Below are 17385 nucleotides of genomic sequence, written 5' to 3' on the forward strand. Positions count from 1 at the left end.
CCTGGCGACGTTCCACAGTTTCGACGCGGAGAACCCACAGTCATCGAGGTCGTCACTCACCTGAGAGTGGTTGGCGATTTTCGCTCGATAGGTGCGGGTTGTCTCCAGCATCGGACTGTGTTCATAATCAGTTATGAAGAATTATTTATTAAAAGTAACGACTGGCGCGTGGAATATCCAGCAGGACCATCGAACGTGGTTAGTGGAGGAGTTGTCGGCTGTATCCCCGCCCTGAAGGGCGGGGTTTTAGCCTTGCAACTTCCATAAATTACCGTTCCTTACGGTCGTGCTCGGAGGCAACCCATTTGAGTCTCGGGGTCCGACTGTCCGCCGATGGAAGCGTCCAGACGCGTCGAGGTCCACCCCGGCCGCGAGGTAGTCGTCGACTTCGACCCGTCGCTCACCTTCGAGTGCGTCGACGACTGCACCTGGTGCTGTCACCACGGCGTGTTGCTGTACGAGCCCGACTTCTTCGCGCTGGCCGAGCACGCCGACCTCGCCGACGCGACGACCGAGTTCCGCGGCCAGGACTTCGTCCGCAAGGAGGAGAAGGACCGCGAGGAGCACGTCGGCGAGGACGGGGAGGCGTGCTACTTCCTGCGCGACGACGGGCTCTGTACGCTCCACCTCGAAGACGACTGGAAACCGGCCCGCTGTTCGGTGTTCCCGCTCGCGGTCACGGTCGAGGACGGCGACATCCACGTCGACATTCGCGACAGCGCACACGAACACTGCGAGGGGCTCGACGTCTCCGAACGGAGGGTGATCGACAACCTCGACGCGTTCCTCCCCGAGGTGCTGTGGGAGCTGGACGACCCGGAGAGCGACCGCGAACTCTGAGCCAAGCGGACTCCCCCGGCCATTCCAGGGGCTTCGGGGACACGGTTCGACCATGACGGGACCCGACTCCGAGCGCGAGCTCCAGCCCGAGGAGACGCTCGGCGAGGCCAGCGAGACAGTCGGCGAGAAGAGCGGGTGGGAGACACTCTCGGAGTGGGCGGACGACCACCTCACCGGCGACTGGTCGGACGACCACACCCCGTCCCGCCACTGACTGAAAGCCGTGTTTCACCCAGGGGAGGACATTTTGTCCGGGCTCCCGTCGGCGCACACGTGCAACGACGTGCACTTCTCACCGCGCTCGCTACCGGTGTCGCCAGCCTCACCGGCTGCCTCAAGGGGTCGCTCGACGCCGCCGGTGGCCAGTCCCCCGACTCGCCGGCCGACATCTGGGGTGAGGAGCCACCGTGCCCGGCGTTCGGCCGGACGGCCGACCGGACGGTCTGTACCGGCGGCGGGCACCCCGAGCCGAGCGGCGTCACCGTCGCGCTCGACCCGCCCGTGGACGCACCGCTCCGGGCGGGGAAGCCGTTCATCGTCACCCTCCGTCCCCGTGCGGACGTGCCCCTGACGTTTGCGCCCGGCGACTGGACGGTTCGGCGACTCGGCGACGAGGGCTGGACGGACGTCGCGTCGGGCAAGACCCCGACCGGCTTCACGACGGTCTACCCCGACGAGCAGTACGAGTGGCGAGTCGGCGTGGACGGGGCCGTCGCCACGACCGACGAAGCGACCCGCATCGGGGCCTCGTTCGACCCCGGGCGGTACGCCTTCTCGCTCACCGCGAGCGTCGGACGTGGCTGGTCACATGGAAAACGGATCGAGTGTGTCGTGCTGTTCGCGGTGCGTGGACGGTGACCGGGCTCACCCGACGACCAGCCAGGCGACGAACACGACCGCGCCGCCGAGGAACGTGCTCCCGACGGCGTGGATGCGGAGCCGGTCGAGCAGGTGGTGTGCGTCGTCGGAGACCTGCGCGACCTCGTACACCTCGCCACCGATCTCACAGCGCGGCAGGAAGTCCATCGCGACGTGGAGGAACACGCCCGCGGCGAAGCCGAAGACGGCGGCGGTGACGAGCGGCTCGCCGGAGAGGTCGAGGAAGCTGGCGGGGATGGCGGTCAGGCCGACGCCCGTCGCGGGCAGCAGGATGACCGTCGGCGTCTGCCCGTTGCTCGCGAGGCGGCGTGCGGCGGCGTAGCCCGCCGGGCCCTTGTGGGAGACGATGGCGAGTCCGAGGCCGACGCCGAGTTCGGGCATCGTGCCGTAGACGATACCGATGATGACGCCGGCGGCGAGCGCGTGGGCGGAGAGCTCGACGGCGGTGTGGTCGAACCCGAGGTCGACGTGGGCGAAGCGGTGCCCGAGCGTGTGCGAGCCGAAGCCGACGAGCAGCCCGGCTGCGACGCCCGCACCGGCGTACTTCATCCCCGTCGCAGGGTTAGACGCACCCTGTGCGAGCCCGAACGCCTGTGGGAGGAGAAAGAGCGCGGCGCTGACGATCATCGCGCCCGAGGCCAGTCCGTAGCCCCAGACGAGTGCCCGTGCGTGCTGGTCGCGTGCTTTGACACCGAGCGGGATGGCCAGTGCCATGGCGAAGAACGCGACCCACGCGATACCGACGGGCTTCATCGCGTCGGTGCTCGATGCGGAGAGGAGGGCGACACCGCTGAGTGCGAGCAACGCCGCGACGGCGACGAGGCCGACCCGTGAGAGGTCGTCGACGCCCCGCCAGCTGAACGTTTCCGTGGAACCCATTGTTACTAATGACAGTATTCGAGTTAATAAGAGGTTCGATTGGAGTGGTATCCACCGGTCCGTTCCCGGCGGTTACCGTGTCGCCTGCTTCCACTCCCGCAGGCCGACGACCGCGCCGTCTATGTCCTCCGCCGGACAGTCCGTCGCCGCCCAGACGAACATCGGGGCGACCTCGCTCGGGTCGCGCCCGCCCGGTCCGGAGAGTTCGGTCTCGACCTGCCCGGGGTCGACACAGCCCGCGACGTACGTGGTGTCGGCCGCGAACGCGCGGGTGACGGCCTCCGCGGCGGCCTTCGAGACCGCGTAGGAGCCGATGCCCGGCATGGCGTCCCGCGCGATGGAGCCGGTCGGAACGAGCAGCCGCGCGTCCTCGTTCAGATGCGGGACCGCCTCGCGGAACGTGGCGAAGACGCCGCGTGTGTTCGTCCGCAGGTGGTCGTCGAACGCCGAGTACGCCTCGTCCTGCACCGGGGTCTCGCCCGGGTCGCCGTGGTAGACCCCCGCGTTGGCGACGACGAGGTCGATGCCGGCACCGTCGCCGGTCCGCGAGGCCGTCTCAACGAGCCGCTCCACGTCGAACTCGTCGCGCACGTCGGCCCTGACGGGCGTGGCCGCGTCGCCGTGGCGCTCGACCAGCCCGTCGAGGTCGTCGGGGTCGCGGGCACAGGCGACCACGTGCGCCCCCGCCGCGACCAGCCCGTCCACGACCGCCTCGCCGATTCCGCGACTCGCACCGGTGACGACCGCCGTCTGTCCGTCCATACTCCCACCTTCGCTCTCGGCCCGCAGGAAAGCATCGGTTCCGGCGACCCCAACCAGGTTTGCGGCGACTTTATGCGGGTCTCGTTACAACAGTCAGGCATGAATTCCCTCGCAGGAGAGTCGGTCGTCGTCGTCGGGAGCGGGTTCGGTGGGCTCTCGACAGCCTGCTACCTCGCCGACGCCGGAGCCGAGGTGACGGTCATCGAGAAGAACGAGCAGCTCGGTGGCCGCGCCTCGGTGCTGGAGCGCGACGGCTTCCGGTTCGACATGGGGCCCTCCTGGTACCTGATGCCCGACGTCTTCGAGCGCTTCTTCGGGCACTTCGACCGCGAGCCCACGGAGTACTACGGGCTCGAACATCTCGACCCCCACTACCGCATCTTCTTCAAGGACGGCGACCAGGTCGACATCACCCGCGACAGAGAGCGGACGAAGCAGGTGTTCGAGTCGTACGAGACCGGCGCTGGCGAGGCGCTCGAACGCTACCTCGAGAAGTCCGAGGAGAACTACGAGATCGGCATGGAGCACTTCGTCTACGAGGACCGCTCCTCGTTCCGTGACTTCGTGGACCTCGACGTGGCCCGGCAGGCCCGCGGCCTCTCGCTGCTCGGGTCGATGCAGGACCACGTCGAGCACTACTTCGACCACCCGAAGCTCCAGCAGATCATGCAGTACACCCTCGTCTTCCTCGGCGGCTCCCCGAAGAACACGCCCGCGCTCTACAACCTCATGAGCCACGTCGACTTCAACCTCGGCGTCTGGTACCCCGAGGGCGGCATGGGCGGCGTCGTCGACGGCATCGTCGAGATGGGCGAGGAGCTCGGCGCGGAGTTCCTCGTCGACGAACCCGTCACGGAGATCAAGGGCCGCTACGGCGGCTTCCTCGTCGAGACCGAACGCGACAAGCTCATCGCCGACATCGTCGTCAGCGACGCCGACTACGCCCACACCGAGCAGGAGCTGCTCCCGCCGGAGAAGCGCCAGTACAGCGCCGAGTACTGGGACTCCCGTACCTACGCCCCCTCCGCGTTCCTCATGTACATGGGCGTCGAGGGCGACGTGCCCGAGCTCGAACACCACACGCTGGTCCTGCCGACGGACTGGAACCAGCACTTCGACCAGATCTTCGAGGAGCAAGCGTGGCCCGAGAACCCCGCGTACTACCTCTGTGTCCCCTCGAAGACCGACGACACGGTCGCACCCGAAGGCTACAGCAACCTGTTCGTCCTCGTCCCCATCGCGCCCGGGCTGGACGACGACGAGGAGACCCGCGAGTGGTACCGCGAACTCATCCTGAACGACATCGCGGCGTTCACCGACACCGACCTGCGCGACCGCCTCGTCGTCGAGGAGACGTTCTCCGTCTCGGAGTTCACCGACCGCTACAACTCGATGCAGGGGACCGCGCTCGGGATGGCCCACACGCTGCGCCAGACCGCGATGTTCCGGCCGCCGCACCGCTCGACGGCCGTCGACGGGCTCTACTTCACGGGGTCGTACACCACGCCCGGTATCGGGGTCCCGATGTGCCTCATCAGCGGCGACATCACCGCGGACGCCGTGCTGGAGGACCACGGCGCGTAGGATGAGAGCGACCGGTGTCGTCTCACGGCTCGCCCGGGTCGTCCCGTCGGAGGACCGGCTCTCGGGCTACCTGCTCCGGCTCTCCAGGCCCCGGTTCTGGTTCTACCTCGCCGGGCCGGTCGTCGTCGGCGTCACCTACGCCGCGAGCAGCACGGCAGATATGTTCACGCCCCTCGCCCTCGCCCTGTTCGCGTACTTCCTGGTCCCGGCGAACGTGTTCCTCTACGGGGTCAACGACGCGTTCGACCGCGACATCGACGAACACAACCCCAAGAAGGACGACCGGGAGGTCCGGTACCGCGGCGGGACGGCCGTCCGGGTCGTCGTCGCCCTCGCCGGATTGCTCGCGGTGCCCCTCCTGGTCGTCCTCCCGACCGTCGGTGCGCTGGCGTTCGCGCTCTACCTGTTCCTCGCCGTCGAGTACAGCGCGCCACCGCTGCGGTTCAAGACGACGCCGTTCCTCGACTCGCTCTCGAACGGGCTGTACGCGCTCCCTGGCGTCATCGCGTTCGTCGCCGTCGCCGACACCCTCCCGCCGACGGCGGCCATCGCGGGAGCGTGGCTCTGGACGATGGCGATGCACACGTTCTCCGCCATCCCGGACATCGAACCGGACCGCGAGGCGGGCATCAGTACCACCGCGACGTTCCTCGGCGAGCGAGCCACCTACGCCTACTGTGGGCTGGTCTGGCTCGCCGCCGCCGCCGCGTTCGCGCTGGTGGACGCCCGGCTCGGCCTGCTGCTCGGGGTCTACCCCGTGTTCGTCGCTGGTGTCGCGCTCTCGGACGTGGCCGTCGACCGGGCGTACTGGTGGTTCCCGTTCCTCAACACCGTCGTCGGGGCCGTCATGACGATGGGCAAGCTCTGGGTGATGGTGAATGGCTGAGGCGAGCGGGGCGGGCGGCGGAGACGGCCCCTCGGACGGCGAGGGCGGCGACGGCTTCGACCGCCGACGGTTCGAGGCGCGCCTCGACGCGCTCGTCCGCGAGCACCGGTTCACCATCGCCGTCGTCTTCCCGCTGGTCGGCGCGGTGACGCTCGTCGCCAGCGCGGAGGGCTGGCTCCCCGACCCGCTGGCGTACAACCCGCTGTTCGTGCTGTTCGGCGTGCTCGTCATGCGGCTCCCGCTCGTCGCGGGTGTGCTACCGCTCGTCGGCAGGCGGGCCGCGGCCAGTCTCGGGCTGTTGACGCTGTACGCCTACGGCATCGAGCTCGTCGGCATCCGCACTGGCTGGCCGTACGGCTACTTCGAGTACGAGGTGCCGCTCGGCCCGATGCTGTTCGGGGAGGTGCCGGTCGCGCTGCCGGTCTTTTTCTTCCCGCTCGTACTCAACGCCTACCTGTTGATGCTGCTGCTGCTCGGGAGCCGGGCGCGTTCGCGGGTGGTCCGGCTGCTCGTCACCATCGCGGCCGTCGTCGCCATCGACCTCGTGCTCGACCCCGGCGCGGTCGCGGTGGACTTCTGGGAGTACGCCGCCCACCCCGACGGCGTCGGCGGCTACTACGGCGTCCCCGCCTCGAACTACCTCGGCTGGGTGCTCTCGGCGACGGTCGCCGTCGTCGCCTTCGACGTGGCGTTCGCCCGCCAGGGGCTGCTCGACCGGCTGGAGGCGTGCGAGTTCATGCTCGACGACATGGTGAGCTTCGTGCTGCTCTGGGGGAGCATCAACGCCCTCTACGGCAACTGGATTCCGGTCGTCCTCGCGGCAGGCTTCGGCGTCGGCCTGCTCGCCACCGACCGGTTCGACTTCTCGGTGGGTGACAGCGCGCTCGTCAGGGCAGTCCAGCGGTGAGACTCACTCGACCCGCCGCATCGCCTCGAAGACGCGCGCTCTGTCCCGCTCGGGGTCCGGGTCCACCTCGACATCGACCGCCAGCCGTGCCCCCGATGCCTGCCGGAGAATCGCGTCGGCGAACTCCTCGGTCGGGTACATCCCGCCGGCCATGGCGTACGCGCCCCGCGTCGGCCAGATGCACGCCCAGAGCGTCGACGGCAGCGTGAACTGGCCGTCGACGACGTCCTGCTCGATGACGTCGTCCGAGAGCGGGTAGGCGACGTCGTAGCAGAACGCCCGCGCCGGCCGACCGTCCCCCCGGTCGAAGTCGCGCTCCTCGACTGTCTCGACCGCGGTGAGGCCGTCGGCCTCGATGCTCTCCTTGAACTCCCGTTCGGCGTAGCTGGTGGCGATACCGAACACCGAGGCCGGGTCGATGCCGAAGGAGTCGAGCGACGGGTCGAACACGAGGTCGGTGGTGAAGAAGGCGCGGCCGGCCAGGTCCACCCTGGGGTCCGCGATGGCGTCGTAGGCGTCCACGCTCGCGGACTCGACGTAGATGGCGTTGAACGCCTCGATGGAGAAGAACGGGAGTTCGAGCGCGAGTTCGGACTCGGTCCGTGCCAGCTCCCAGCCGAACTCGGCGAGCAACGCGTCGGGGAGGCGGGGAGCACTCATCGCTGCGGGCTACGCCCTCGACCTCCTTCGGCGTGCCGGTCCGGGGACCGACCGGTTCCGACGGCGAGCCCGAACGACCGTGCCGACACCCTCGATTTTCGACCACAATCTCCGTTTCACCTTCGGAACTATCTGGTAGCGAACACGAAATCAGTCCACTGGCCTCGACACGGAACCGCAGGACGTGGACGACCCGAATAGCTCAAAACGAGTTTTCAGCTTGCACAATTGGTTTACCTGTACCTGTTGTAGACGGGAGTAGCATGTCGCGGCTCCTCCCGTTCCGCTCGGACGAGACGACCCCCACCCCAGAACAGCCACCGCGGGTGGTCGACCTCGACAGCGACGACGCCGACCAGGTGTTCGGAGCGCTCTCCTCGGACACCGCGAGACGTATCTACACCTGTCTGCACGAGGAGCCGCGGACCCCGAGCGACATCGCCGACGAGATCGACTCGTCGATCCAGAACGTCCGGTACCACCTCGAGAAGCTGGAGGACGCCGGCCTCATCGACGTCGTGGACGTCTGGTACTCCTCGCGCGGCAACGAGATGAACGTCTACGCACCCCAGTCCGGCCCGCTCATCGTCTCCGGGGACGAGCAGCGCTCCTCGCGGCTCCGGTCGGCGCTCGGCCGGTTCGTCGGCGGCGTCGGCGTGCTCGCGGCCGCCAGCCTGTTCGTCCAGTACGGCCTGCCACGGCTGCTCGGGCGGACCGGCTGGGGCGCGACGGGCGGGTCGGGCGGGGCGGTCGAACCGACCGGCGGCGGCGGTGACGACGCCGAGTTCGCCGCTCGGAGCGGCAACGAGACGGCGGCACCCACGACCGCCGAGGGCGACGTGGAAGTCGCCGCGGAGACCAGCACCCCACAGGCGACGGCGACCGACGGCGGAGACGTAAGCGTGTTCAACAACGACGGCAACGCGACGACCGAGACCGCCGAGATGGCGGACGCCCCCGCCACCGAGGCGGCACAGACGACCACCGACGGTGCCGCAGCCGGGGCCGACACCGCCGTGCAGGGGGCCGACGCGCTCCTCTCGACCATCGAACCCGGCCTACTCTTCTTCGCCGGCGGCCTGCTCGTGCTGACGCTCGTGCTCGGCTACTGGTACTGGTCCGGCGACCAGTACTGAGGGAACCGCTGCCCCTCGGAGATACGTTCAGCCCACTTCTCCCGATAACAACAGGTATGAACACGGAGCCCGTAGCTCCCGTGTCCATGAACCAGTTCATGGCAACATCACAATCACACGCCCCCCACACGGGGCAGATCATCAATGGAGGATACATCCAAATATCTCATTCACGCGACGGTAACGGCCGACGGGGTGGTCGAACGGAGTGACGTCGTCGGAGCCATCTTCGGCCAGACGGAGGGACTCCTCGGCGACGAACTCGACCTCAGGGAGCTACAGCAGTCCTCGAAGGTCGGGCGCATCGATGTCGAGATCGACAGCGACGCCGGGCGCTCACACGGCAGCGTCACCATCGCCACGAGCCTCGACAAGGTGGCGACGGCGACGCTGGCGGCCGCGCTGGAGTCGCTGACCCGCGTCGGCCCGTGCAAGGCGACCCTCGAGGTCGCGGACATCGAGGACGTCAGGGCGGCCAAGCGCCGGCGCGTCGTCGAGCGCGCGAAGGAGCTGCTCGCGACGGCGTTCGACGACTCGATGATGAGCTCGGAGGAGATACTGCGGGAGGTCCGCGAGCACGCCCGCGTCGCCGACATCTCCGAGTACGAGGGCCTGCCGGCTGGCCCCCGCGTCGAGGAGAGCGACGCCATCGTCGTCGTCGAGGGTCGCGCGGACGTGCTCCAGCTCCTGAAGTACGGCATCAAGAACGCCATCGCCGTCGAGGGGACAGACGTGCCCGAGGCGGTCGCGACGCTCACGCAGGACCGGACCGTCACCGCGTTCCTCGACGGGGACCGGGGCGGCGACCTCATCCTGAAGGAGCTCTCGCAGGTCGGCGAGGTCGACTACGTCGCCTTCGCGCCGGCGGGCAAGTCCGTCGAGGACCTGCTCCACCACGAGGTGTTCGAGGCGCTGCGCGAGAAGGTGCCGTTCTCGGTCGTCGCCGAGACCAGCAACCCACACGAGACGGTCGGCACGCACGAGGCGGTCTCGATGTCGACCACGGAGAGCGACGGCGGGGCCACAGAGACGTCGGGCCGCCCTGGTGCGGACGAGCCCACCGGCGCGGCGACATCGGAGTCGGCCCAGGCCACGACCGAGTCGCCGGTTGTCGAGGCCGCGGCGGAGGCCAGCGACACGGCACGGGCGACGCCAGACGGGGCGACCACGGAGCCGGCCGACTCCGGGGGGACGACAGCGACCGATTCGGCTGCAGACGCCGCGGTCCCCGGGACCGAGTCGAGTGACGCGGAGACGGCAGCGGCGGCAGAACCGACCGACGAGCCGGCACCGCCGGACACCCTCCGGGGGCACGTCGAGGCGGTCGTCGCCGCCGGCACCGGCCAGGTGAGGCTGCTCGACGACGACTTCGCCGCCATCGCAGCGGGACCGGCGGACGAGGCGTTCGACCTCGTCCGCGAGGCCGAGACGGTGCCACACGCCGTCGTGCTCGACGGCGAACTGGGCCAGCGCGTGCTCGACGTGTCGGCCCAGCGTGGGGTCGACCACGTCGTCGCCGCGTCGCTCGGGGAGTTCGTGAAGCGACCGACCGGGACCAGAATCCGGACCGCGGACCGACTCCTCGGCGGCAGCTAGAGCTGCAGCCGGTATCGGACGGCGTCGCCGTCCGCTTCTCCGTCCTCGGTTCCGTAGTAGCCGACCAGCGTCTCCCTTTCCTCGAAGCCGAGCTCCTCGTAGAGCGTCCGCGCCGGCGTGTTCTCGACGGCGACGACCAGCTCGACGGCTCGACAGCCCTCGCGCCGGAGCCGGGCGAGCAGCGCGAGGAACAGCTGCCGAGCACGCCCCTCGCGGCGGTGTGCGTGGGCGACGACCAGCTCGGCGACGTGGGCGACCTCGCCGGTGAACGAGTGGATGTAGCCGACGGGCACGCCGTCGACGGCCGAGACGAGCGTCACGCCGGGGGGCAGGTCGTCGAAGAGGCCCGGCACCGGCGCGTCGAGGAGGCCCTGGAGCGCCCGGAGGGCGGGCAGGTCGGCACGTGTCGCCTCGCGGACCGGCATCGTCACGGGAGCGTCGCCCCGCCGGCGACGAACGCGACGAGCACCGCGACGACGGCCCCAGCGAGGGTCGCGAAGAAGTTCACACCCTGGTTGCCGAGGAAGTCGCCCTCGAGCGTGGCCCCGAGCAGGCTGTCGACGGTCATGCCGCCGATGCCGGCGACGAACACGACGCCCGCACCCGTCGCGGTGACCGTCGCCGAGCTGTCCACGGCCGGGAAGACGAGGAGGGCGATGGTGGCGACGACGGCCGCGCCGACGATGCCGGCGAGCTCGCCCTGCCAGGTCACCGCACCGTCGGTGCCCGGCTCGACGGGCTGGAGTGTCGTGATGAGCCGCGGCGAATCGAACACTGCACCGATCTCGCTGGAGAGGGTGTCGCTGAGCGCGGTGGCGATGGAGCCAGCGAACGCGAACAGAAAGATGGTCCCGTCGACGCGCAGCAGGGTGACACCGGGCTCGGCGGCCGCGAAGCCCAGCACCGCGACCATCGCGACGGCGGCGTTCCCGAGGACGTTGCCCGTGCCGCGAGCGCCCTCGTTGTCCTCCGCGATACCGCGTGCCTCCTTCGTGTCGTACTGGTACTTCGTCGAGAGTGCGCCGATGGCGAAGAAGGAGATGAGGACCGCGAACCAGCCGATGCCGCCGAGGACGATGGTGAGGATGGAGAGCAGGATCCCCGTCAGCATCCCCTCGACGGACGCGGTCTGGAGGGCGAAAGAGAGGTAGCCGAGGACGAGTGTGACGCCGATGGCCGCCGCGATCTCCTGCTGGTGGACCGCCGGTGCGAGCTCGAACAGCAGCCAGAGCAGGAGGCCGACGGAGAACAGCACCAGCGGGTCGTCCCGTTCGAACAGCGCGGCTCGCAGCAGCGCACCGAGGAACGCACCGCTGACGGCCAGGAACACGACCTTCGGGAGCGTCCCCGCGATGGGCTGGTCGAGCAGCACCCGGGCCACCAGCTGCCCCGTGATGCCGGCCACGACACCGCCGGCGACGAAGCCGGTGCTGACGTGGAAGGGGTCCGGGTACCGTATCTTGACCAGCTCCGAGGCGAGGTTGCCGTAGACGAGCAGGAGGACGGAGCCGACGAACACGTCGACCTGCAGCGGGGGGACTCGGCCGGTGCCGACGAGGTCGGTCACCGTCAGCAGTCCGAGGCCGACGACCGCGAGCCCGAAGCCGATGAGGCCGTACAGGCGTCGCTCCTTGCGGTCGCCGGGGCGAGCGAACAGTTCGAAGAGGGGGCCGTCGGTCACGATGGCGGCACCGACGAGCACGGCGGCGGCGACCGTCATCGCCGCCTCCGGCCCGACAGCTGGCAGGAGCAGCACCAGCGAGCCGACCGCCGCGAATGCACCCGCACGTCGAACTGGGGAAGTCACGCGGCCGCTTCTTTTCCCGGGGGTTACTTACCGTTTCCGAACGCCCGCCTCCCGGCTCGCGCCACGAAAATCGCCACAGCCTCTATGCCACTCGAACGTCTCTTGGAAACGAGATGGTGTCTCCGCCGGATCCCTCCGTACTCCTCGACTACACTCAGACGAAGCTCAGCGTCGTCGACGATGCGGGGACGATCAGGTACGTCAACGCCGCCGCCGAGCGGGTGATGGGGTACGAGCCGGAGACGCTGGTCGGGACCGACGCGTTCGACTACGTCCACCCGGACGACCGCGAGCGCGTGCTGGGGGCGTTCGCGGACGTCGTCGCGGGCGACCCCGACGCGGCGTCGGTCATCGAGTACCGGTACCGGACGGCGGACGGCGGCTGGGTCTGGCTGCAGAGCCGTATCACCGAGCTCGACGACATCGACGTGGACGGCTACGTCGTCAGCTCCCACGACGTGACCGAACGGATCGCGGCACAGCGGGAGCGACAGACGACGGAGACACGGCTCCAGGAGATCGCCGCCAAGGCGGGCGACGTGCTGTGGATGTTCAGCGGGGACTGGTCGGAGTGCCTCTTCGTCAACCCCGCCTACGAGGAGGTCTACGGCCCGCCCATCGAGACGCTGTACGACGATCCCGAGAGCTTCCTCGACTCGGTCCACCCGGACGACATCGCGGTCGTCGAAGCGGAGATGCGACGGCTCTCGAACGGGGAGCCCGCCGATATGGAGTACCGTGTGAACCCCGACACCGAGTACCGACGCTGGGTGTGGGTGCAGGCCGACCCGATCGTCGTGGACGGGACGGTCGAGCGCATCGTCGGCTTCAGTCGCGACGTGACGGACCGACGCCGGCGCGAACAGCAGCTCGCGGTGATGGACAAGCTCCTCCGGCACAACATCCGGAACGACATGAACGTCGTCATCGGCGAGGCCGAAAACGTCGAAGCGGAGGGAGGGCCGGAGGTCGCTGGACGGATGCGGGTGATCCGCGACACCGCGGCCCAGCTCATCATGACGGCGGAGAAGCAGCGGGAGATAATCGAGCTCCTCACGGGCCCCGGAACCCCGGAAGAGGTCGACCTGTCGGGGGCCGTCACGCGGGTCGGCCGAGCGATGCGGGAGCGGTATCCGGAGGCGGTCATCGAGGTCGACGTCCCCGAGACGGCACCGGCGTTCGCGCTCGGCGGCATCGAGACCGCCATCGCCGAACTCGCCGAGAACGCCATCGTCCACGCGACGGACGAGACGCCGACGCTCCGGCTCGCCTGCCGGATGACCGAGGAGTCCGTCGCTGTCGAGGTCGTCGACGACTGCGAGCCGATTCCGGAGTACGAGTACCGGGTCATCACCGGCGACCACGAGATGGACGACCTGTACCACGGCAGCGGCGTCGGCCTCTGGCTCGTCTACTGGCTCGTCGAGCTCTCCGACGGCGACATCGAGTTCGAGACGCGGGAGAGTTCGGGCAACCGCGTCCGGCTCACGTTCGCCCTGGTGGCCGACTGAGTCGCAACGACGAGTCGACAGGTTCAGGCTCCACCGGGTGGAACGGGGTGGCGTGGGACTGTACGACCGCTACCTCGCCTACCGTATCCGTCGCGACGAGGCCGCGCCGCCGGCACATGTCGCGCTCGTCATCACGGAGCGCGACCTGCTGGAACAGGGTGCCTACGGAACGCTCTCGCGGTTCTTCGAGCTCGCCTTCGAGGTGGGTGCCGACCGCATCACGGTGTACGTCAGCGTCCTCGACGAGGCGGCAGCGCCGACGCTCGCCCGCCAGTTCGACGACCTCGACGCACCGCGTCCGGTCGCGGTGCGGGGGCCGGACGACGACGAGCGGGCCCACACACCCATCCAGGTGAGCATCGGTCTCGGCGGGAAACACGAGTTCACCGCTGCCGTCCAGGGCGTCGCGAAGGAGGTCTCGCGCGGCGAACTCGAGCCCGACGCGGTCGACGAGGACGAGATCGAGCGCCGGCTCGTGTTCCCCGCCGAGCCGGACCTGGTAATCAAGACCGGGGCCGAACGGCTCTCCGATTTCATGATCTGGCAGTCCGTCTACTCGGAGCTCTACTTCACGGACCTCAACTGGCGGGACTTCCGCGACCGGGACTTCTACCGGGCCATCCGGGAGTACCAGGACCGCCAGCGCAGATTTGGACGGTAGGGTCGGGTTACTCCGAACCGCCGTCGTCCGGTGGCGAGACCCCCCGGGCCCCCGGATGTTCCGGCTCGGAAAACGAGAGTGTGTTTTAGGGCGGTCCGCCTCCTCGACTCGACCGTGACGCGATTCGCCCTCCAGACGGTCGCGATAGCCCTGCTGGTCACCGTCGCGCTGGGGGTGGCCGCCGGCTCGCTGGGCGGGCTCTCGGCCGACCTCGGCCCGGACGAGGAGGGGGTCAGGACGCCCGAGGACCCGGAGAGCGGGAGCTCGGCACCGTCGAGCGCGGTGACCGGTGGGGAGACCATCGGGCAGGAGACGTACCTCCGACTGCTCGCCGCGCTGCTCGCGACCGTGCTGGTCTGTTGTTACGTGCTGTTCCCGGGGTACCGTCGGGTGGTCGTCCTCACTGGCGGGACGGGTGCGGTCGGGGTGGCGGGATACCTGCTGTACCGGCCGAGTGCCGACGTGGCTGTCCCCGCGTTCGCGACGAGCGACGCGTTCGGGCTGGCCGGCGTCGGCCTGGTGGTCGGTCTGGTACTCGCCGGAGCGGGCCTCCTCTGGCGGTCCGACGTGCTGGCGTCTGCACAGACCCGGACGGACGACGAGGGGGCGGTGCGCTCCGGTGGAGCGGCCGCCGGAGCGACGGGACGCCACCCGGCAAGCGCCGACGCCAGCGACCCGGTCCGGCGTGCCTGGCAGCGGATGGTCGCCGACCTGCAGCCGCCGTCGCCGGGCGCTCGCACGCCGGGCGAGCTCGCCGAGACGGCGAAGGCACACGGTCGCGACGCCGGCGCCGTCGACCGACTGACGCACCTGTTCCAGACGGTGCGCTACGGCCGACACAGCCCCGAGGAGTGTGCCGACGAGGCGCGACGGCTCGCCGACCGGGTCGCCGGTGAAGACAGCCTGGATTCGCCGGACACCCCCGACGAGGTGCAGCGATGAGCCGGCGACCAGGCCCACGTAGCCTCCTGCTCGCGGTCGGGCTCTCGCTGGTCGGTGCCGGACTGCTCGGAACGGTCGCACCGGGGCTGGTCGTCGGCGACGCTGTCGCGCTGCTCGTCCTCGTCGCGGGGAGCGTCGCGGCGGTCGCGCTGGCGCTCGTCTACGCCCGACAGGACACACGGGCGATGGTCGGGCGGGCGACTGTCCCGGACCGGTCGGGGCCACGCGTCCCCGGACAGGCCGCCGACGAGCTGCTCGCCGGTGTGACCGCGGCCGGCCGCGTCCGCGGCGACGATGCCCGCGAGGACGTGTACGAGCGACTCACCGCGGTCGCGGTCGACACGCTCGTCGCCCGATACGACTGCACACCCGGGGAGGCGCGACGCCGGCTGGAGACGGGGTCGTGGACCAACGACCCGGTCGCGGCCGCGCTGTTCGTCGAGGGCGTCGACCCCGAGTGGACGACACGGGACAGGCTCCGGACGCTCTGGACCGGCGAGCCACCGCTCCGTCGGCGCGCCCGGCACGCGCTCGCCGAACTCGCGGCGCTCGCGGGAGGTGAGCGATGAACTGGAGCCGGACGACGACCGACCGCTGGCGCTGGCTGGTCCCGGTCGCGCTCGTGCTCGCGCCCGTCGGCGTCGTCTCGTCGAACCCGGCGGTCGTGCTCTGTGCGGTCGTCTGCGTCGGCGTCGCGGCGTTCGCCCGTGCATCGCCGGAGCCGACCCCGGCCCTCGCCTGCGAGCGTCGGTTCGAGGAGCGCGACGACGGCACCGTCGGGGTCTCGCTCCGGGTCACGAACGACGGCGACGGTCCCCTGCCGGACGTGCGTGTCGTCGACGGCATCCCGGCGGACTGCACCGTGGTCGACGGGACGCCAGAGCTGACGTGCTCGCTGGCGGCCGGGGCGTCGCGAACGCTGCAGTACCGGGTCGAGTCCCCGGAATCCACCCGACGGTTCGACGACCCGTTCGTCGTGGTCGCGGACCGTGCCGGCCGGGTGGAGCTGGACGCGCGGGTCGACGCCGGTGCGAACCGGCTGGGGAGTTCGCGGCCCCTGCCCGACGCCGAGCCGGTGGCGTTGCGTCCGCCGACGGGTGGGCCACCCGGGCCGCTGACCGGAACCGAGTCCGGCGAGGGGCTCGCGTTCCACTCGGTCCGGGAGTACCGCCGCGGTGACCCACTCGCCCGCGTCGACTGGTCCCGGTTGGCCCGGACCGGCGACCTCTCGACGGTGACGTTCCGGGCGGAGCGCGCCCCGACCGTGGTGCTGGTCGTCGACGCTCGGCCGGCCGCCTCCGTCGCGCGAGCCGCCGACGCGACGCCGGCACGGGCCCACGCGGTCGACGCCGCGCGGACGCTCGTCACCGGACTGGCGGACGCGCAGGTCGGCCTCGCGGTGGTCGGGTCGGGCGTGTCGTGGACGCCGCCGGGGACCGGACGTACACACCACGCGCGGCTCCGACGCGAACTCGACACCGACCCCGCGCTGGTCGCGCCGCCCGAGGGTCCGGACCCCGACCTCGAATCGGTGGCGTCGACGCTCCGGGCGCGCGCACCGGCCGACGCGCAGGTCTGCCTGCTGACGCCGCTGTGTGACGACGAGGTGGCGACGCTGGCTCGGCGGCTCGACGCCGGCGGGACGCCCGTCTCCGTCGTCAGCCCGGACCCGACGACTGTCGACGGGCCGGGCACCCAGCTCGCACATCTGGAGCGCGGGGCCCGGGTCCGTGACCTTCGACGGGCCGGAGTTCCGGTGCTCGACTGGCGGGAGGGCGACGCCCGCGAGGCGTTCGCGCGCTCGGGGTGGTCCCGATGAGCCGGACGACCGTCGAGCGGGACGACCGAACCGGCCGACCCCTGACCGGTGGGACACCCGCGGTGCTGGTCGCACTCGTCGCCGCGCTCGCCGCGACGTTCGTCGCGAGCGTGACGGTCCCCGGAACCGCCATCGCTGTCGCCGGGACCGCCGGGCTCGGTGCCGGCACCGTCCACGAGGGCCGCCGGACGCGCCTCGCGGGGGCCGCGCTGCTGGTCGGGGCGGTCGCATACGGCGCGTACGGCGGGCTCCCGATTCCGGTCGTCCTCGGCGGCACCGTCGCCGCGCTGGTCGCCGCCGACGGCGCGGAGCGGGCGGTCGCCCTCGACGCGCAGGTCCCCGACGCTCCGACGGGACGACTCGTCCTCCGGCGGACCGGCACCACGCTCCTCGTCGGGACCGTCGCGGCGGGTCTCGGCTACGGGGCGTACCGGGTCGGGTCCGGCGAGGCACCGGCGGCCGCGGCCGCGCTGCTGCTCGTCGGTGCACTGCTGTCGGCGGCCGCGCTCAGGTAGC

19 protein-coding genes are annotated in these 17385 nt (G+C 70.3%); 14 read left to right on the forward strand and 5 right to left on the reverse strand.

Annotated features, from left to right (window positions below):
- Positions 1-333 precede the first annotated feature (333 nt).
- The 3 genes from NOW55_RS00005 to NOW55_RS00015 are packed head-to-tail and all read left to right on the forward strand — an operon-like array spanning position 334 to position 1698.
- Positions 334-840 (forward strand): YkgJ family cysteine cluster protein, encoded by a 507-nt coding sequence (locus NOW55_RS00005; protein WP_256397998.1) that lies wholly within the window; start codon positions 334-336, stop codon positions 838-840.
- Positions 841-892: 52 nt separating this feature from the next.
- Entirely contained in the window at positions 893-1054 is a 162-nt protein-coding gene (locus NOW55_RS00010) for a hypothetical protein (protein ID WP_256397999.1), read from the forward strand.
- 59 nt (positions 1055-1113) lie between these two features.
- Complete coding sequence (locus NOW55_RS00015; RefSeq protein WP_256398000.1) at positions 1114-1698, forward strand: hypothetical protein; 585 nt, start codon at positions 1114-1116, stop codon at positions 1696-1698.
- A 6-nt stretch (positions 1699-1704) separates the two neighbouring features.
- Here the strand turns inward: NOW55_RS00015 and NOW55_RS00020 are convergent, their stop codons facing one another.
- On the reverse strand, positions 1705-2598 hold the full coding sequence (locus tag NOW55_RS00020) for a ZIP family metal transporter (protein ID WP_256398001.1): 894 nt from the start codon (positions 2596-2598) through the stop codon (positions 1705-1707).
- 72 nt (positions 2599-2670) lie between these two features.
- Positions 2671-3360 (reverse strand): SDR family oxidoreductase, encoded by a 690-nt coding sequence (locus NOW55_RS00025; RefSeq protein ID WP_256398002.1) that lies wholly within the window; start codon positions 3358-3360, stop codon positions 2671-2673.
- A 99-nt stretch (positions 3361-3459) separates the two neighbouring features.
- Between NOW55_RS00025 and crtID the strand changes: the two genes are divergently transcribed.
- Genes crtID through cruF form a run of 3 tightly spaced genes read left to right on the forward strand, consistent with a single transcriptional unit; the run spans position 3460 to position 6737 of the window.
- On the forward strand, positions 3460-4944 hold the full coding sequence (gene crtID, locus NOW55_RS00030) for a bifunctional phytoene desaturase/3,4-desaturase (protein ID WP_256398003.1): 1485 nt from the start codon (positions 3460-3462) through the stop codon (positions 4942-4944).
- A gap of 1 nt (position 4945) precedes the next feature.
- A complete protein-coding gene (locus NOW55_RS00035; RefSeq protein ID WP_256398004.1) occupies positions 4946-5830 on the forward strand; it encodes a prenyltransferase in 885 nt (294 codons plus the stop codon).
- On the forward strand, positions 5823-6737 hold the full coding sequence (gene cruF, locus NOW55_RS00040) for a bisanhydrobacterioruberin hydratase (protein WP_256398005.1): 915 nt from the start codon (positions 5823-5825) through the stop codon (positions 6735-6737). The genes NOW55_RS00035 and cruF overlap by 8 nt, the downstream gene beginning before the upstream one ends.
- A 3-nt stretch (positions 6738-6740) precedes the next feature.
- Here the strand turns inward: cruF and NOW55_RS00045 are convergent, their stop codons facing one another.
- Positions 6741-7397, reverse strand: a complete 657-nt coding sequence (locus tag NOW55_RS00045) for a DUF6517 family protein (protein WP_256398006.1) — start codon at positions 7395-7397, stop codon at positions 6741-6743.
- 263 nt (positions 7398-7660) lie between these two features.
- On the opposite strand from NOW55_RS00045, the gene NOW55_RS00050 reads away from it, so the two are divergent.
- Together NOW55_RS00050 and dnaG are read left to right on the forward strand one after the other, a co-directional pair.
- Positions 7661-8533, forward strand: a complete 873-nt coding sequence (locus tag NOW55_RS00050; RefSeq protein WP_256398007.1) for an ArsR/SmtB family transcription factor — start codon at positions 7661-7663, stop codon at positions 8531-8533.
- Between the two features lie 144 nt (positions 8534-8677).
- Positions 8678-10129 carry a DNA primase DnaG gene (gene dnaG / locus NOW55_RS00055; RefSeq protein ID WP_256398008.1) on the forward strand — a complete coding sequence of 484 codons (1452 nt, stop codon included), beginning with the start codon at positions 8678-8680 and terminating at the stop codon, positions 10127-10129.
- On the opposite strand, the gene NOW55_RS00060 is transcribed toward dnaG, so the two are convergent.
- Both NOW55_RS00060 and NOW55_RS00065 read right to left on the reverse strand, forming a co-directional pair.
- Positions 10126-10554, reverse strand: coding sequence for a GNAT family N-acetyltransferase (locus tag NOW55_RS00060; protein WP_256399324.1), 429 nt, complete (start codon positions 10552-10554; stop codon positions 10126-10128). The genes dnaG and NOW55_RS00060 overlap by 4 nt on opposite strands.
- Before the next feature lie 2 nt (positions 10555-10556).
- Entirely contained in the window at positions 10557-11936 is a 1380-nt protein-coding gene (locus NOW55_RS00065; RefSeq protein ID WP_256398009.1) for a DUF92 domain-containing protein, read from the reverse strand.
- A gap of 113 nt (positions 11937-12049) precedes the next feature.
- On the opposite strand from NOW55_RS00065, the gene NOW55_RS00070 reads away from it, so the two are divergent.
- The 6 genes from NOW55_RS00070 (at position 12050) to NOW55_RS00095 (ending at position 17384) form a co-directional block, all read left to right on the forward strand.
- The gene (locus NOW55_RS00070) at positions 12050-13447 is read left to right on the forward strand and encodes a PAS domain-containing sensor histidine kinase (protein ID WP_256398010.1); all 1398 of its coding nucleotides are present in this window, start codon (positions 12050-12052) and stop codon (positions 13445-13447) included.
- A gap of 52 nt (positions 13448-13499) precedes the next feature.
- Positions 13500-14108, forward strand: coding sequence for an undecaprenyl diphosphate synthase family protein (locus NOW55_RS00075; protein WP_256398011.1), 609 nt, complete (start codon positions 13500-13502; stop codon positions 14106-14108).
- Positions 14109-14222: 114 nt separating this feature from the next.
- The gene (locus NOW55_RS20695; protein ID WP_256398012.1) at positions 14223-15050 is read left to right on the forward strand and encodes a DUF4129 domain-containing protein; all 828 of its coding nucleotides are present in this window, start codon (positions 14223-14225) and stop codon (positions 15048-15050) included.
- Entirely contained in the window at positions 15047-15619 is a 573-nt protein-coding gene (locus tag NOW55_RS00085) for a DUF7269 family protein (protein WP_256398013.1), read from the forward strand. Before NOW55_RS20695 ends, NOW55_RS00085 begins: the two co-directional genes overlap by 4 nt.
- Positions 15616-16869, forward strand: coding sequence for a DUF58 domain-containing protein (locus NOW55_RS00090; RefSeq protein WP_256398014.1), 1254 nt, complete (start codon positions 15616-15618; stop codon positions 16867-16869). Before NOW55_RS00085 ends, NOW55_RS00090 begins: the two co-directional genes overlap by 4 nt.
- A complete protein-coding gene (locus NOW55_RS00095; RefSeq protein ID WP_256398015.1) occupies positions 16866-17384 on the forward strand; it encodes a DUF7519 family protein in 519 nt (172 codons plus the stop codon). Before NOW55_RS00090 ends, NOW55_RS00095 begins: the two co-directional genes overlap by 4 nt.
- The last annotated feature ends 1 nt before the right edge of the window (position 17385 follow it).

The organism is Haloarchaeobius litoreus (assembly GCF_024495425.1).
In the GTDB taxonomy this organism is placed as follows: domain Archaea; phylum Halobacteriota; class Halobacteria; order Halobacteriales; family Natrialbaceae; genus Haloarchaeobius; species Haloarchaeobius litoreus.

Bases quoted from the DNA above. Each gene is read 5' to 3' on its own strand.
- NOW55_RS00045 (WP_256398006.1), bottom strand. From the start codon at position 7,397: ATGAGTGCTCCCCGCCTCCCCGACGCGTTGCTCGCCGAGTTCGGCTGG.
- NOW55_RS00010 (WP_256397999.1), top strand. From the start codon at position 893: ATGACGGGACCCGACTCCGAGCGCGAGCTCCAGCCCGAGGAGACGCTC.
- NOW55_RS00035 (WP_256398004.1), top strand. From the start codon at position 4,946: ATGAGAGCGACCGGTGTCGTCTCACGGCTCGCCCGGGTCGTCCCGTCG.
- NOW55_RS00020 (WP_256398001.1), bottom strand. From the start codon at position 2,598: ATGGGTTCCACGGAAACGTTCAGCTGGCGGGGCGTCGACGACCTCTCA.
- NOW55_RS00025 (WP_256398002.1), bottom strand. From the start codon at position 3,360: ATGGACGGACAGACGGCGGTCGTCACCGGTGCGAGTCGCGGAATCGGC.
- NOW55_RS00095 (WP_256398015.1), top strand. From the start codon at position 16,866: ATGAGCCGGACGACCGTCGAGCGGGACGACCGAACCGGCCGACCCCTG.
- crtID (WP_256398003.1), top strand. From the start codon at position 3,460: ATGAATTCCCTCGCAGGAGAGTCGGTCGTCGTCGTCGGGAGCGGGTTC.
- NOW55_RS00070 (WP_256398010.1), top strand. From the start codon at position 12,050: ATGGTGTCTCCGCCGGATCCCTCCGTACTCCTCGACTACACTCAGACG.
- dnaG (WP_256398008.1), top strand. From the start codon at position 8,678: ATGGAGGATACATCCAAATATCTCATTCACGCGACGGTAACGGCCGAC.
- NOW55_RS00090 (WP_256398014.1), top strand. From the start codon at position 15,616: ATGAACTGGAGCCGGACGACGACCGACCGCTGGCGCTGGCTGGTCCCG.
- NOW55_RS00085 (WP_256398013.1), top strand. From the start codon at position 15,047: ATGAGCCGGCGACCAGGCCCACGTAGCCTCCTGCTCGCGGTCGGGCTC.
- NOW55_RS00005 (WP_256397998.1), top strand. From the start codon at position 334: ATGGAAGCGTCCAGACGCGTCGAGGTCCACCCCGGCCGCGAGGTAGTC.
- NOW55_RS00050 (WP_256398007.1), top strand. From the start codon at position 7,661: ATGTCGCGGCTCCTCCCGTTCCGCTCGGACGAGACGACCCCCACCCCA.
- cruF (WP_256398005.1), top strand. From the start codon at position 5,823: ATGGCTGAGGCGAGCGGGGCGGGCGGCGGAGACGGCCCCTCGGACGGC.
- NOW55_RS00060 (WP_256399324.1), bottom strand. From the start codon at position 10,554: ATGCCGGTCCGCGAGGCGACACGTGCCGACCTGCCCGCCCTCCGGGCG.